Source organism: Candidatus Komeilibacteria bacterium CG_4_10_14_0_2_um_filter_37_10, from assembly GCA_002793075.1.
Classification (GTDB): Bacteria; Patescibacteriota; Patescibacteriia; order UBA1558; family UBA1558; genus UM-FILTER-37-10.
Map to the genome: position 1 here is coordinate 1 of PFPO01000006.1, position 14,093 is coordinate 14,093.

Annotated in this window: 13 protein-coding genes; 5 read left to right on the plus strand and 8 right to left on the minus strand. The window is 37.6% G+C overall.

Annotated elements, in window-relative coordinates; translation table 11 throughout:
• From COX77_00255 to COX77_00270, 4 genes are all read right to left on the minus strand, one after another.
• Positions 1-494, minus strand: a 494-nt coding sequence (locus COX77_00255; protein PIZ99859.1) for a hypothetical protein, incomplete at its 3' end; no start/stop codon positions are given.
• On the minus strand, positions 445-1,467 hold the full coding sequence (locus tag COX77_00260; protein PIZ99860.1) for a hypothetical protein: 1,023 nt from the start codon (positions 1,465-1,467) through the stop codon (positions 445-447). The genes COX77_00255 and COX77_00260, both read right to left, overlap by 50 nt.
• Positions 1,468-1,469: 2 nt before the next feature.
• The gene (gene ruvA, locus COX77_00265; GenBank protein ID PIZ99861.1) at positions 1,470-2,048 is read right to left on the minus strand and encodes a Holliday junction branch migration protein RuvA; all 579 of its coding nucleotides are present in this window, start codon (positions 2,046-2,048) and stop codon (positions 1,470-1,472) included.
• An 87-nt stretch (positions 2,049-2,135) separates the two neighbouring features.
• Positions 2,136-3,158, minus strand: a complete 1,023-nt coding sequence (locus COX77_00270) for an aspartate carbamoyltransferase (GenBank protein PIZ99862.1) — start codon at positions 3,156-3,158, stop codon at positions 2,136-2,138.
• Positions 3,159-3,449: 291 nt separating this feature from the next.
• On the opposite strand from COX77_00270, the gene COX77_00275 reads away from it, so the two are divergent.
• Both COX77_00275 and COX77_00280 read left to right on the plus strand, forming a co-directional pair.
• Positions 3,450-4,400 carry a hypothetical protein gene (locus tag COX77_00275; protein PIZ99863.1) on the plus strand — a complete coding sequence of 317 codons (951 nt, stop codon included), beginning with the start codon at positions 3,450-3,452 and terminating at the stop codon, positions 4,398-4,400.
• The gene (locus tag COX77_00280; protein ID PIZ99864.1) at positions 4,393-5,919 is read left to right on the plus strand and encodes a hypothetical protein; all 1,527 of its coding nucleotides are present in this window, start codon (positions 4,393-4,395) and stop codon (positions 5,917-5,919) included. Before COX77_00275 ends, COX77_00280 begins: the two co-directional genes overlap by 8 nt.
• A 62-nt stretch (positions 5,920-5,981) precedes the next feature.
• On the opposite strand, the gene COX77_00285 is transcribed toward COX77_00280, so the two are convergent.
• The gene (locus COX77_00285; protein ID PIZ99865.1) at positions 5,982-6,215 is read right to left on the minus strand and encodes a hypothetical protein; all 234 of its coding nucleotides are present in this window, start codon (positions 6,213-6,215) and stop codon (positions 5,982-5,984) included.
• Between the two features lie 105 nt (positions 6,216-6,320).
• Between COX77_00285 and COX77_00290 the strand changes: the two genes are divergently transcribed.
• A complete protein-coding gene (locus COX77_00290) occupies positions 6,321-8,369 on the plus strand; it encodes an excinuclease ABC subunit UvrB (protein ID PIZ99866.1) in 2,049 nt (682 codons plus the stop codon).
• A 45-nt stretch (positions 8,370-8,414) separates the two neighbouring features.
• Here the strand turns inward: COX77_00290 and COX77_00295 are convergent, their stop codons facing one another.
• Positions 8,415-9,911 (minus strand): hypothetical protein, encoded by a 1,497-nt coding sequence (locus COX77_00295; GenBank protein PIZ99867.1) that lies wholly within the window; start codon positions 9,909-9,911, stop codon positions 8,415-8,417.
• 148 nt (positions 9,912-10,059) lie between these two features.
• Here COX77_00295 and COX77_00300 point away from each other — a divergent pair, with 148 nt between their 5' ends.
• Both COX77_00300 and COX77_00305 read left to right on the plus strand, forming a co-directional pair.
• Positions 10,060-11,145 carry a hypothetical protein gene (locus COX77_00300; protein PIZ99868.1) on the plus strand — a complete coding sequence of 362 codons (1,086 nt, stop codon included), beginning with the start codon at positions 10,060-10,062 and terminating at the stop codon, positions 11,143-11,145.
• A gap of 83 nt (positions 11,146-11,228) precedes the next feature.
• Positions 11,229-11,486 (plus strand): hypothetical protein, encoded by a 258-nt coding sequence (locus COX77_00305; GenBank protein PIZ99869.1) that lies wholly within the window; start codon positions 11,229-11,231, stop codon positions 11,484-11,486.
• A 7-nt stretch (positions 11,487-11,493) separates the two neighbouring features.
• Here COX77_00305 and COX77_00310 read toward each other — a convergent pair whose 3' ends face one another.
• Entirely contained in the window at positions 11,494-12,954 is a 1,461-nt protein-coding gene (locus COX77_00310; protein PIZ99870.1) for a hypothetical protein, read from the minus strand.
• Between the two features lie 180 nt (positions 12,955-13,134).
• Positions 13,135-13,824 carry an NYN domain-containing protein gene (locus COX77_00315; GenBank protein ID PIZ99871.1) on the minus strand — a complete coding sequence of 230 codons (690 nt, stop codon included), beginning with the start codon at positions 13,822-13,824 and terminating at the stop codon, positions 13,135-13,137.
• Positions 13,825-14,093 lie beyond the last annotated feature (269 nt).

Sequence of the window (14,093 nt, forward strand, 5' to 3'; positions counted from 1 at the left end):
TTATCAAAAGATCCGTGAGCTTCAATGTGCTCTGGTGTTAAATTGGTAAAAACCATTGCATCAAAATCTATCCCCAGATGACGATATTGAATAGCACCTTGCGATGAACTTTCAATGATGGCAAACTGACAACCAGCGTCCACCATTTGTCGTAACATTTTTTGCAACTGAAAGCGTCCCAACATCGTCATTTTTTTGTTGTTCAACCACTCTTGGTTACCAATCTTAAAATTAACAGTCGTGGTCATACCAACTAAATAGCCAGCCTCACTGAGAATTGCGGCAATCAAATTACAAGTAGTTGACTTACCATTGGTACCGGTAACACCAATAACCTTCAGCTGATGACTCGGATAACCATAAAAAAAAGCCGCAATTTTCGCTAGCAACCAATGATAAAAAGTTAAAACCACTTTTGGTAAATATTTTCTCCCAGCTGTCATACTAAAAAAATTTCTTGCTAAAATTATAAAGATGATACCATTTTTGATCATAGACCAAATCATAGGCGCCGTGATAATTTACCAACTCGCCACCAAATCCTTTTTTAAATCTAGTGATACCTGCCCAATCCTTTTCTTTCGGATTACCCTTTTCGGCAATGCCCCAAAAATCATAATAATGATAGTTATTCTGCTTAGCCCATAAAATTTGTTGCCATTGTAAAAAGTGTGGCGCCATCAAATTACGATATTTATGATCACTACCACCATGTAAATAAGTGACGGTGTCGCCAAAATTTAATACCAAATTCGCCGCTATCGCCCGCCCTTTTTCCTCGGCTAGCCAAATACTAATCATCTTGCTAGTCGCGAGCTCCGCTAACATCCGTTCATAATATTTGTCAGGCCATAAATGAAAGCCGGCGCGAATGGCAGTAATTTTCGATAATAACAAGAATTTATTTAGATCGTCCACGCTATTGGTGTGTCTAATGAATAAATCTTTTTTAGTGGCCAACGTTATATTATACCTGGTTTTTTGTTGCATTCTACTGAGCAACTCCTCTTCACTTAAAAATAGATCCAAAATAATACTTTGCTCAGGCTGGACTGCTTTCTGTTTCTGCAAAAACCAAGTATACGCTATGCTTTCATTGAAATTATTATCCGGCTCGACGCGAAAAAATATTTCATTATCTTTCTTGGTTAAATAACAAATATCACGAGCTTTGCTAAAGAAAAGAGCGCTCGCCGTTTCTTGCTGTTCTTTGGTTAAGCCAGCAACAAACAATGGCCCACGTGGACAATAGAGATAACTTTTGTCTAAGGGCAGGTGATGCGAAATAATCTGAGCAATAGCAATTATTCTATTACTTTCTTTGATTCCTAAACGCCAAATTTTGTTACCGGTGCGGCGCTGAAAATCACCCCAACTCCATGATTGCAAAAAGGAACTATGCGGTTGACCACCTAAAAAATCATCGTAAATATCTCGATCAATATCATAAAATTCTACTAAGCGCATAGTTATTTGTGATTAATAATTCTTAATACCTCTTTGACTTTTTGCTGACTAGCCATTGGCTCGCTCGATACCTGCCGCATGGCATTGCGAATGACATTTAAAGAATATCCCAACGACTCCAACGCATCAATAATTTCCGAGTCGTTAGCCTCGTCCGCTAAGCCCGATGCTGGTTGGGCAATAAAATCTATTTTATTTTTTAATTCTACTACTATTCTTTCTGCTGTCTTTTGGCCAATGCCGGAAACTCGCCGTAATAAAGTAGGATCACCTTGCCAAATAGCTTTTTTCAATTCCTCTACTTTCGCAACGGCTAACACAGCGAGCGCTGATTTCGGACCAACGCCTGATACGGAAAGTAAGCTGTGATAAAAATCTAATTCCGTCAGTGTGCTCATGCCATAAAGATCTAATACATCTTCACGGACGCATTGATAAATATAAAACTCTCGTTCCTGCCCGATTTCACAACTTTGTAAAACAGTTTCTGTCAAAAAAATCTGATAACCAATATTATTATTTTCTAAAATAATAGAACGATCGTTTTTATTAATTATTTTTCCTTTAAGATAGGCAATCATATGTTCATATCATACTATTTTGTACTGATAAAATCAATAAAAAAACCGTTCCTATTTTTCATAGGAACGGAAATGTTCTTCAATGGACTAATGGTTATTTTTACCATTTCTGATAGCGGACAATAATCCACGGTGTTTATCAAAGACAGCAAGTAATAGAGCCATACGAATAAATAAACCATTCTTTTCCTGACGAAAGTAAGCGGCGCGTGGATCAATATCAACTTCTTCTTTAATTTCATCTACTCGCGGTAATGGATGCAAAACAATTCCTTTGGGACTAAATAGTTTCATTAACCGCGAATCGAGAACGTAGGAATCTTTCATTAGTTCATAAAGATCGGGGTCAGTAAATCGTTCTTGTTGAATTCTCGTCATATAGAGAACGTCAACATTACTAATCACATCCTCCAAACAAGCACAGGAAATAAATGGGACTTGTTGCTCGGTCAAATACTGTATCACATCGTCTTTCATTTTCAACTCATCGGGCGAAACAAAGAAGATTTGCACATCTTTGAATTTCGTCAGCATATAACTTAAAGAGCGTACCGTGCGTCCGTGTAACAAATCACCTACCATGGCTATTTTAATGCCGTCAATTCGACCAAGCTCCTTGCGAATACTATAACAATCCAGCAACGCTTGAGTTACGTGTTGACCTGGGCCATCACCAGCATTAATAAAATGTTTATAACCATGAATCGCCGATGAATCCTCGTCGCAAATACGAGCAGCTATTTCTGCCGAGCCTTCAACCTTGTGACGCATGATAATAGCATCACAGTAATTATTTAGTGTTCTAACGGTGTCAACTAGATTCTCGCCCTTAGCTACCGAGGAAAACTTGGCGTTAGAGGTTGATAAAATCTGGCCACCCAACAATTTGATTGCTGCCTGAAAAGAAAGTCGCGTCCTCGTTGACTCTTCATAAAAAAAGACGGCAATGATTTTATCCTGAAGCCTTTTACAGCCCCGCATTGCTTCGACAATCGGCATGTAATCAGCAATTAGAAATAGTTCTTCCAGCATTTCTCGGGAAAATTGCTGTGACTTAACAACGTGCATCAGACTATCCAGATGGGACGGTGTTTTGGTATTTTTATCCATTACTTTCTCCATATTAAATTATGAAATGAACAATTAAATTAACCAGATCTTACAATAATTCCCAAAGGTCGTCAAGGTTAAAAACAGCCTCAACACCGGGAGTTGCCAACTCCCGGTGTTGAATAATATAAATACACCTAAGAAAGGGGTAAAAATTAAAAAAAGCTTATTTTTTCGATGCTATAATTTTTTTAACTCCCGGCGTTGACGCTGTTGACTAAAAACGAATAAACTGCTACATTAAAGCATTATAAATTGATATTTAACAACAAAATAAATGGAGGATATGCCATGAGCAATCTACAAATCGTTCAGGTAACAACTGAGCAGGCTATTGAATTATTAAAAAAGACCGCTAAACTACCGCAAAAAATTGGCTTAGAACAAATTTTAGCTTTGGGGTTTACCCAAGACGTTGCTCTAAGTACACTGAAAGGATTACTAATGGTCGCACCCACTGATGATGCCAACTTAATATGGAATAAGCTCAAAGTGGAAATCACTTACAGCCTACTTCTCTGGACCGGGGAAAAGATAGACTGCGATCTGGTGGAACGTTTTCAAATACCACCCTATGCACTAGTTAAAGCTTTTTTCTTTCATCGTCAACTGGGGTATGTCAATCGCAATGACTATAATATCCAACTGGCAAAAATTACTGACGAAGATAGTGAACAATTTGCCGAAATATTAAATAGTCTGCCAGTACCACTGGCCGTCGAAATGATCGAACAGATGACTTTACCAACCATATTGACTTTGGTTAATTGCGAGGTAACAAACTACAAAGAAAATTATGGCGTCAAAGAATTTGAAATAGCCATTCGCGAAGGCTTAGACTTTATTGGCCCCTTGCATATACTCAACTGGTTACAAAAAAATTGTCCCAGTCGCTATGACGAAGTGATTGATTTTGTTAAAGAAGGTTCCAAAAAAAGACAAGACTATGCTGAACGAGCTCAAGAATATGATGAGTATCGCCGACGTAACAAACAGGCGAGAAATATAATTACTGACGAAAATCCTGAAGATTATATTGAAGAGCTTCTTCAAGAGGGTATTGAAAATAGTACTATTCCGGATTTTATAGATAACGAAACCGAAGATACTGAAAAAATTACTAATGACGAAGACAACAACCAAGAAGAGGGATCAAACGACTTTGTGGAAGAATCAGATGAATTAACTGATATTCCTTTCACCGAAAGCGATACAGAAACGGAGGAAGACGAAAATGAATAACACCATAGCTATCTATCGACGCGAAAGTATAACTCTTTTTCACCAAGAAGATCTGTCACAATATTCACTGGAAGAAAAGCTATTCCTTTCTTCCCTGGCTCAAGCCTTTATCCGAGAATACAAACATCGCTTTACTGACAAAGTCAAAACCAGTGCAATGCGCTTTGCTCTTGTGTGTCTAGAATTAAGGCGCTGGCAAAACAAACCCTTAAAGATAGAAAAAATAGCTCAAGAACTTGCTACCATTCGTCTCTATACCGGCATTGAACAGCTCAAGGATTGGCTAAAAAATAATAGTGACGCTAAAAGAATCATGCAAACTAGCGGGCAAGAAAACGCCTTTCGCAGTCTCTATAATCTACCATACGGTTTATGGCTGACGATTACTGATCTTGATTATCTCAAGCAAAAAACTGACGACTTAACAATTTGGTTAAAATTAATAGCCGTGGCAATAAAATACAGCAGCAAAACAGAGTTCCGCTTACTATTTCAACAGCCAAAAACCAATCGTCAATTTAATGCCTTCCTCTACCTGATCATTGCGCTAACAACAAAGAAATCAGTCTGTCAATACAAGCTTGTAGAATTAAAAGAGTTCTGTCGAATTATCAATCACGATTATCCAACCTGGTCAACAAATATAGCTAATGATATCGGCGCTGCTATGCACGATCAGGAACTGGGTACTATCTTACCAAGACACTCCAGCTTCATCAGACTAAAACAGTTTTTCTCCGAGGAATCAAATCGTTGCGTCCTTGCCGTTGGTAAATTACTGATCTTGGAAAGCAATGAAAATAAAGAACTGCTGAATGCGCAAAAACTGTTTAATGCGGCAATCAGATACATGGCTAATAACATGGCCCCGAGTAAACGAGATTCTTTTACGGAAATTAATACCAGGCTGTCTTCTTTTCATCCAGCGAACCTTTATACGATAATTAGTCAGCAACCAAATCTAGCTCTCTGGTTAACTCCGCAAATTGTCACCAACCTGGTAACGTACTGCTTAATTTTTAAATCTCAGGAAAGCTCCTTCGTTATAGATCTGCTTGATCATCAGCGAGTAGTAGACATTCGTGAAGAACTACAAAGCTCAATCAAAATTGATTCACTAATCGCGATGTTGTGGGGTTTGAAAAAATGGTCAGATTTGCTAGCGCAATTATTACCACAAGTGAAGTCTTGGTCGATCCTCAACGAGCCCGTTATCCTTCCTGAGTTACCGGCAAGTAAAGAAGCATACTCTTTGATAAAAAAAGCCTGGGAAAATACCGGGCCAAAAAAAATATTAGAACTTCTGGGAAAAAATAATTCACACCCAATCAGAAGTTCTGATCTTTATACCGTCCCCAGTCACGTTCTCCTAGCCATGGGCTTGACCACAGAAACAGCTGCCTTTCCTGCTGTGAAAGCAAAATTAACCACCCTGCGGTACTATTACTATCTCAACGATGCGAATACACGCAAATTGTTTGCGAAGAGTTGGCAACAATACTTAAGGGATATAAATTAAAACAATATAAACAAAAAAGATCTGAATTAAATTCAGGTCTTTTTATTTTTATCTATACTGATTTAGCGAGCATTTTTGGCCGCAAACAACTGACGCAACTTAGTAACCGCTTCCTGCGGACTAATCTGATGTGCTTGCACCTGACTTAATAAACCTTCATAAACTCTTTGCTCTTCATCATTGTTACCATAAACCATTATTTGCTGATAAATACTCATAAACTCCGCCATTAAATTATTCCCCGTCTGATCTTCGCTGAATTGATTTCGTTGATGATCTAATTTATTTTCCTTCATAAAAAATTTAACTACTATTTAAATAATTCTACTCTCTGAACTTTTTTAATATAACCCTCTAGAGTATTGATTGTCAATTTACTAAGTCGTGTTATAATCAAAGTTATGAAATTCCAATTAACCGCCAATTTTCAGCCGACCGGTGACCAACCAACGGCTATCAAAAAATTGATCCAAGGGCTCAAAGGTGGTAAAAAGGATCAAATACTACTGGGCGTAACAGGTTCTGGTAAAACTTTTACCATGGCTAATATCATTGCCCAAACACAAAAACCAACTCTGATTATCTCGCACAACAAAACATTGGCCGCTCAACTGGCTAGTGAGTTTAAAGATTTCTTTCCCCAAAATGAAGTGCATTACTTTGTCAGTTACTACGACTACTACCAGCCAGAGGCTTATCTGCCACGAACTGATACTTATATTGAAAAAGAGACACAAATCAATGAAGAAATTGATCGTCTGCGTCACGCTTCCACCCAAGCCATTTTGAGCAGGAAAGATGTAATTATCGTGGCTTCAGTTTCCTGTATTTACAATCTCGGCGACCCAACCAATTATCAAAAGATGAGCTTGGAATTAAAAATTAACACGAAAAAAAATCGCCAACTAATACTACGAGAGTTGGTAGATCTACAATACAGTCGCAATGATATTGCCTGGCAACGAGGTACCTTTCGCGTCCACGGTGAGATAGTTGATATTTTTCCTATTGCCAGCTCTGACTACTTTTGGCATCTCCGTTTTGATGACGATCGTATTGCTAATATTGATCAAATTAACATTATTACTCTGAAAAAGATTAATACTGAACCCCTATCCGAGATTACTATTTTCCCGGCCAAACACTATCTAGCACCAGCCAATAAAATTAAAAGTATTTTTAATACAATTCGTAATGACCTCAGCAAACAATTGGCTCTTTTTAAAAAACAAAACAAATTATTAGAAGCTCAGCGGCTAGAACAAAGGACTAACTATGACCTAGAAATGATTGAAGCGGTTGGTTACTGTAGTGGTATTGAAAATTATTCACGCTACTTCGATGGTCGCCTGGCTGGCGCCGCGCCCTATACGCTGATAGATTATTTCCCTAAGGATTATCTGCTCTTCATTGATGAATCACATATGACCGTACCGCAACTATCCGCCATGTATAATGGCGATCAAGCACGAAAAAAAACATTGATTGATTTTGGTTTTCGTTTACCAGCAGCTATTGATAACCGGCCGTTAAAATTTACGGAAATTGAAAAGAAGTTTAATCAAGTGATCTACGTCTCGGCGACACCCGGTCCTTATGAATATGAAAAAACAGATGTCCCAGTCCTGCGAGATAAGCTCAGCTGGCGCGTCAACTGGCCAGCAGTGCAAAAGAAACTACTGGAGAAAAATTCGGCTTTGGCTGAACAGATTATTCGTCCGACTGGACTTTTGGATCCGGAAATTATTATCCGATCAACCAAACACCAAGTAGATGATCTATTAAATGAAATTGCTCAGCGCGTTAAAAACAAGCAAAGAGTTTTGATTACTACGCTAACGAAAAAAATGTCTGAGCAATTGACAGAGTACTTACAAGAAAGAAGAATTAAGGTGCAGTACCTTCACTCGGAAGTACAAACAATGGAACGACTGGATATTTTAAATAATTTACGATTGGGTAAAATTGATGTCGTTGTCGGGATTAATTTATTACGCGAGGGTCTGGATCTACCAGAAGTTTCACTCGTTGCCATTTTGGATGCTGATAAGGAAGGTTTTCTGCGTTCGGAAACAGCGCTGATCCAAACTATGGGCCGAGCGGCCAGACATGTTGAGGGAAGGGTGATTATGTATGCTGATAAAATTACCGGCTCCATGCAAAGAGCTATGGACATCGTGACGCGTCGCCGACAGATTCAACTAGACTATAATAAAAAACACAATATTACTCCTCGTTCCATTAGTAAAGAAATAAGAAAACGGCTGACACCAGCACGAGAAGAAAATATTATCTCACAAAAAATAGCCATCAATAAATTAAACGACCAGGAACGAAAGACTATTATCCGCGAATTGATGGCCAAAATGGAACTAGCCGCCCAAAATATGGAATTTGAATTAGCTGCAGAAATTCGCGATCAAATCAAAGAGCTAAAAAATATTCACTAACTTAAGAATAAAAAAACCAGTCGTTATTATTAACGACTGGTGATATTAATTTTCCTCTTGCACGATAAAGGGCGCATAGTTACTGGTAAAACAACCGTAGCAGAAACTTTTAGGATCCAAACCGACCTGCCGCAAAGTTTTTTTAACTCCGGCCAACGAAAGGTAGTGTAAAAAATCCACATTAAGAAATTTACGGATATCCTCAACGGCCAATTGGCTACCAATCAATTCTCTGCGAGAAACAATATTAGTACCCAGCTGACAAATATCAACAATTGGTGGGCTGCTAACGGCAAAGGCGATGTGTTGGATTCCTTTCTTTCTGATCTTACGAATCAGAGCTTGGGTAGTTGTACCACGCACAATGCTGTCATCACAAAATATTGCCCCATGATACTTTTTATAAATATCTCCCAACGGTCGGTACTTAGCAGAAGCTAATCGATGTTTATTTTCCGCTTCATTAATAAACGTTCTGCTGATATAAGCATTCTTGACGATAGTATTTTTAATACGACTATAACCAATAATCTCTTCTAAAGCCGCAGCTACGCCCATTGCGGAAAATTGACCAGACTCTGGTACGCCGGTAATAAACTGGTAACGATCAACAAATTGTTGCCATTCTTTTTTACTTAACATCTCCTGAACTTCTCTAACCCATTGTTTACCCAGATAATAACGAAAAGTAGCAACTTCTTGCTGACAACCAAATATCTGACTATCGGGTCGGGCAAAATATATTTTTTCAAATACACAGTGTCGTAAACAAGTTGACGTCACCAATTGATTAACAGTAAGTCGTTGATAAAAATCAACATGGACAACTGAGCCCGGAGCAATATCAAATTTATCGTCAGCAGAAACATTACAGTAATCCTCCCAAGCGCAACTCTCCGAAGCGATCATGACGTAACCATTATTTTTGATCAACGTCATTGGCCTCACGCCGCAGGGATCGCGAAAAGCATAGAGACCATATTTCGTTAGTAGTAATGCACAATAAGCTCCGTGTATTCGCTGCATCACTTCTTTAATCGCTGACAAAATCTTCTGCTGTTTACCCTGAGAAAAATAGACTATCATGCGCAATAGTAACTCACCATCATTATTGGATAGAAAAACAACGCCTTTACTTTCCAAAAACAATCGATTCTGTTTGTAGTTTACTTGCGGTACATCACCATTACTACAAAGAACGAAACGACCAAAGACGCTCTCTACATAATGCGGCTGAGTATTCTTGGGACTAATTGATCCACTGGTCGGATAACGGGTATGCAAAATAATTCCCAACGGCTGATCCTGACTGATCGTTTCCATCAAAGCTGGGGTCAGGGTACTTTCTACCAAAGCCAATCCTTTTTCAACTCGTAACTGTCTGACGCCATTACTATCACCGCACCAAGCAATACCGCAACCATTGGGGCCACGATGCTGCAAATCCAGGGCGCTAATTTTTGTTTCATCAACCAAAGAGCGAAAATACTTTGGTAACACGGCATTAATTTTATTACCGACAACGGCTAAAATTCCACACATACTGACTCCTTTTATTCGTTTGTTAAATTACTTTTAGATGTCTATCATATAACATTATTCTGACTTGTCAAATCATTTGACAATCTGGCCGCAATGTAATAATTTACTCTTATCAATTAACGTTCATTAATAACTTAAGGAGATCGTCATGTTTAAACAAGATTCTTTTGTTTTTATCAGTGGCTGCGGTCATCACGAACTAGATGCTGATGTGTTAGAAAGAATAAATAAATTGAGTAATAGCTCTTACGAGTTTTTTACCGTACAAAATGGTGTCTTTGCTGATAATGAGCTTGATACCTTGATCCCACAATACGAAGTACTAGCCAACAAAAATGTGGTTATTATGCAAAGTACTTACAATTTAGCACTCAAAGAGGAGTTGCTGAGTCTAATCTTCGCTTGCAAATATCAATATCAGGCAAAGTCAGTTACTGCTATTTTGCCATTTATGCTCTATCGGCGACAAGATCATCCGGAAAGACCGATTGAAATACATCGCAATTTGATGATGATTAAAGAACTCAAGGCCGTAGGCTTGGATAATATTGTTTTTATTGATATTCATTCCAACATCACACTGGAAAATTGTCATCAAGAAGGCATTAGAGCTTGGAATATCGACACCTCAGCGGCTTTTCGCGATTTTATTCTGCAAAGCCTGATGGAGTGCGCCAGTCACGATCAACATTGCTATGTTTATAGTCCAGACATTGGTTCTATTAGAAGATGTCTAAATCTTTACACGGAATTGTGTGTCGGTTTGAAAAAAAATAATTTCGACACTAAAATTCTCCAACTTTCCGTCTTTCCCAAAATTAGAAGAACTACCGGTCAGGTGGAGATGATTACTGACGAGGAGGTATTGAAAAAAATCCAAACTGAATTTGCGGACTATCCAATTATCTTTGATGATCAACTGCTACAAGGTGCTTGGGTAGTCATGCGGGATGATGAAATATCTACCGGCGGTACTGCTAATAAAGTCGGTCGTCGTCTAAAAGAACTTGGTGTTAACACTTTGCTTTATTGCATTACTCATCCGGTGTTAGCTCCTGGTTGGAAAAGAATTTTTTTCAATAATAATCCTTTTTCACCAAATAGTATCTTTTTTGGTAATACCAGACCACGCGGTTATGAAAACTCTACTTTCGGTTTAGTTACCAAAGTTGATGTCAGTTACGAAGTGGCTCGATCATTACTAAATATCTTTCGTGAAATCTCACCAGCCTAAATCAATAACTAATGAACTGAAGCATTTGCTTCAGTTCTTTTTTTACCTTAAAATAAACTCATACCCAATTAATAAAAAAGCTAATGACTTATCTGGTTTATATTTTAGAATGTTCTGATAAAACTCTCTACACGGGATCTACTTTTAATTTACCAAAAAGACTCAATGAACATAATCATACAAAGGCTGGGGCTAAATACACGCGGGCGCGGCGGCCAGTGCAGATTGTCTATTCCCAGAAGTTTAAGACATTAGCGGCAGCACGAAAAAAAGAAGCCGCAATTAAACGGCTGACGCGCAAAGAAAAAATAGTATTAATTAAAGCGCCATACAAAAAATAAAATTAGTTTATAATATTCCCAAATCCAACGTTTCTGTAATATCTATTTGCTCAACAAATTCATAAGCATGACTGATTAATATGAGCGCGCCATCATAATCATTTAAAGCCTTAGCAATAACTGGTAGATGTCTAAAATTTATATGATTTGTTGGTTCGTCCATAATTAAAAGGCCTGGTTTTTGTAAAACAAAGCGCGCATAACAAAGCAATCCCTTTTGTCCTTCGGAAAGCGAACCAACCTTATTTTTTAATATCGCGGATGACAATAAAAATTGGGCAGCAGTGGCATAAAGCGTTTGTTTATTTGGTGCTGCCATAACTTCCAGTAAAACTTCATCAGCTGTCTTATCAAAATCTAAGCCGGAAAAATCTTGTTGATAATAACCAATTTTAATATCCTTACTGATTTGCGCGCCTTCTTCTCTGCCCGCAACCAAAGCTTGCAGTAGGGTACTCTTACCAATACCGTTTGGTCCCTTGATAATTAATTTAGATTTTTTTCTGATCTCTATTGGTAATGATAATATTTTCCTAGTTGGTTTATGGTTAATCATCACACCAACGGATCTTATTTCAGCAATAACTCCCGGAACGTCAATCTGGGCAGTGATGATAAAATTATTAATAGTTTTATCTTCTTGTCTTTCATCTACCATTGTTTCTTCTGCTGTTTCTACTTGGTCACGCAACTTACTAGCGAGTCGTCGCATCTTGCCACCTTTGTTAGCAAAAAAATTAATCTTGTCTTTCCGATCTTGAATACTACGTTTAAGCTGAGCATTTTTGGCTCGCTCGCGTTCTATTTGTGCCTCAATCTCACCCAAGACATTATAATAGTCGCCGATGTACTGTTCTACTTTTTGGGTATGCGAATCTAAATAAAGTACACCGTGAGTAAAAGTATTTAAAAAATTAGCATCATGGGAAATCACCAAGCAAGTCTTGGGGTACTCGATTAAAAATTGAGTTAAATGACTAATGCCGTCAGCGTCCAAATTGTTAGTTGGCTCATCTAATAATAAAATGTCAGGTTCCTGAATCAAGGCCAATGCCAAAAGCAATCGCGCTTGTTGGCCGCCTGATAAATCAATAATCTTTTTGTCTAGTGGTAAATCCAAATGAACAATGTCCAAAACTTTTTTTACCAGTTTTGGTAATTCATAAATTTTTTGATCATAAGCAGTAGCGAAATATTCAATAATGGTCTTAGTTAAATTTTCGCGCTTCATTACTTGATCAGCGGTGGCAATAGTTGCGCCAACGGTGGTGGATACTTTACCTTCATTTGGTTTTAATTCGCCGGTGATTAATTTAAAAATAGTACTCTTACCAGCACCATTCTGCCCCATAATGGTAATTTTGGCATTTTCCCGTACCGAAAAACTAGCTCCTGATAAAAGAGGTTTATTGACATCATAATGAAATAATACTTCATTGAAGCGAACAATAACGTTGCCGTGGTCCATAACTAAATTATTAATAAAAAGATTGCACTGTATTGTAACAAATGTTGAGTATAAGTCAATGAGTATTCAATTTTAAACCCAACTACCTATTAATAAACTACTCAGTAACTATCGTTAAATAAAAATACTCAAAAGAATTAATTGCCTACCAAAATAGCAATACTAAATATAAATAATATTCTACTTCCATTCCGGTGGCCTAAAAAAACTACCGACAACATCTGTCATAATTTCAAAAAATTGTGAAATTCTTAGAACGTTCTTTCTAATATATTTTATGTTATTATTAACAGCTTTTGCCAACATTACCTGTGTTCGCGGATACGGATTTAATAATCGAACATTGAGATTTGTCATGCTATTTACCATTCTAATGGGTTCTGCTAAATTAGAATCGTTGGAAACTACGATAGCCACATCAAATTTACCTTCATAAGCATCCATAATTAAATGCGCGCCCAGATTAACATCAAAGCCTTTTTCTTCAGTTTTTTTAACTGCCAAATAATTGGTATCACATAGGGGCAAATTTACCTTGTTACGTAACAATGAAACGTTAGCCCTTTGCTGCACGCCCATCTTTGTTCTATCCGGTATATAGAAATAAACTTCATTTTCTAAAAATGAACCTAAAATAATTTCTATCTTTTGATTAGTATTTAGCGCTCTTAGATACAGTAACTGCCTATTTGGTTTATTCAAATCATTAGCCCGAGCTTTTACGATCGCTGAAAAGTATTTGATTTTATCAATATAATAATGCGGGTAATAATAATGAATCAATTTATCTAAATCAAGCCACTTGCAACTCCTGCCCTTGAGACAACCATAAAATAAATTAAAACCATCAATATAAATATAGGCTCGCATATGTTTATCTATTTTGCCTAATAAAAAAAGCAGAGGTTACATTTCTGTGACCCCGCATTCTGCCACCGAAGCGACAGAAGGTATATTGTTATTATATATCTAAATAATAGCTTGTCAAGTTTAATGAATAATCCAGACGCACCATTTGCTATTGCCCTTTTTTTCCGTTAAAATGCCCTTATGTCTGACCAACCAAAAACTAGTGGCTTCTTATTAATCAACAAACCAGCTGACTGGACCTCTTTTGATGCGGTGGCTTATTTACGAAA

Bases quoted from the DNA above. Each gene is read 5' to 3' on its own strand.
- COX77_00260 (PIZ99860.1), bottom strand. From the start codon at position 1,467: ATGCGCTTAGTAGAATTTTATGATATTGATCGAGATATTTACGATGAT.
- ruvA (PIZ99861.1), bottom strand. From the start codon at position 2,048: ATGATTGCCTATCTTAAAGGAAAAATAATTAATAAAAACGATCGTTCT.
- COX77_00270 (PIZ99862.1), bottom strand. From the start codon at position 3,158: ATGGATAAAAATACCAAAACACCGTCCCATCTGGATAGTCTGATGCAC.
- COX77_00275 (PIZ99863.1), top strand. From the start codon at position 3,450: ATGAGCAATCTACAAATCGTTCAGGTAACAACTGAGCAGGCTATTGAA.
- COX77_00280 (PIZ99864.1), top strand. From the start codon at position 4,393: ATGAATAACACCATAGCTATCTATCGACGCGAAAGTATAACTCTTTTT.
- COX77_00285 (PIZ99865.1), bottom strand. From the start codon at position 6,215: ATGAAGGAAAATAAATTAGATCATCAACGAAATCAATTCAGCGAAGAT.
- COX77_00290 (PIZ99866.1), top strand. From the start codon at position 6,321: ATGAAATTCCAATTAACCGCCAATTTTCAGCCGACCGGTGACCAACCA.
- COX77_00295 (PIZ99867.1), bottom strand. From the start codon at position 9,911: ATGTGTGGAATTTTAGCCGTTGTCGGTAATAAAATTAATGCCGTGTTA.
- COX77_00300 (PIZ99868.1), top strand. From the start codon at position 10,060: ATGTTTAAACAAGATTCTTTTGTTTTTATCAGTGGCTGCGGTCATCAC.
- COX77_00305 (PIZ99869.1), top strand. From the start codon at position 11,229: ATGACTTATCTGGTTTATATTTTAGAATGTTCTGATAAAACTCTCTAC.
- COX77_00310 (PIZ99870.1), bottom strand. From the start codon at position 12,954: ATGGACCACGGCAACGTTATTGTTCGCTTCAATGAAGTATTATTTCAT.
- COX77_00315 (PIZ99871.1), bottom strand. From the start codon at position 13,824: ATGCGAGCCTATATTTATATTGATGGTTTTAATTTATTTTATGGTTGT.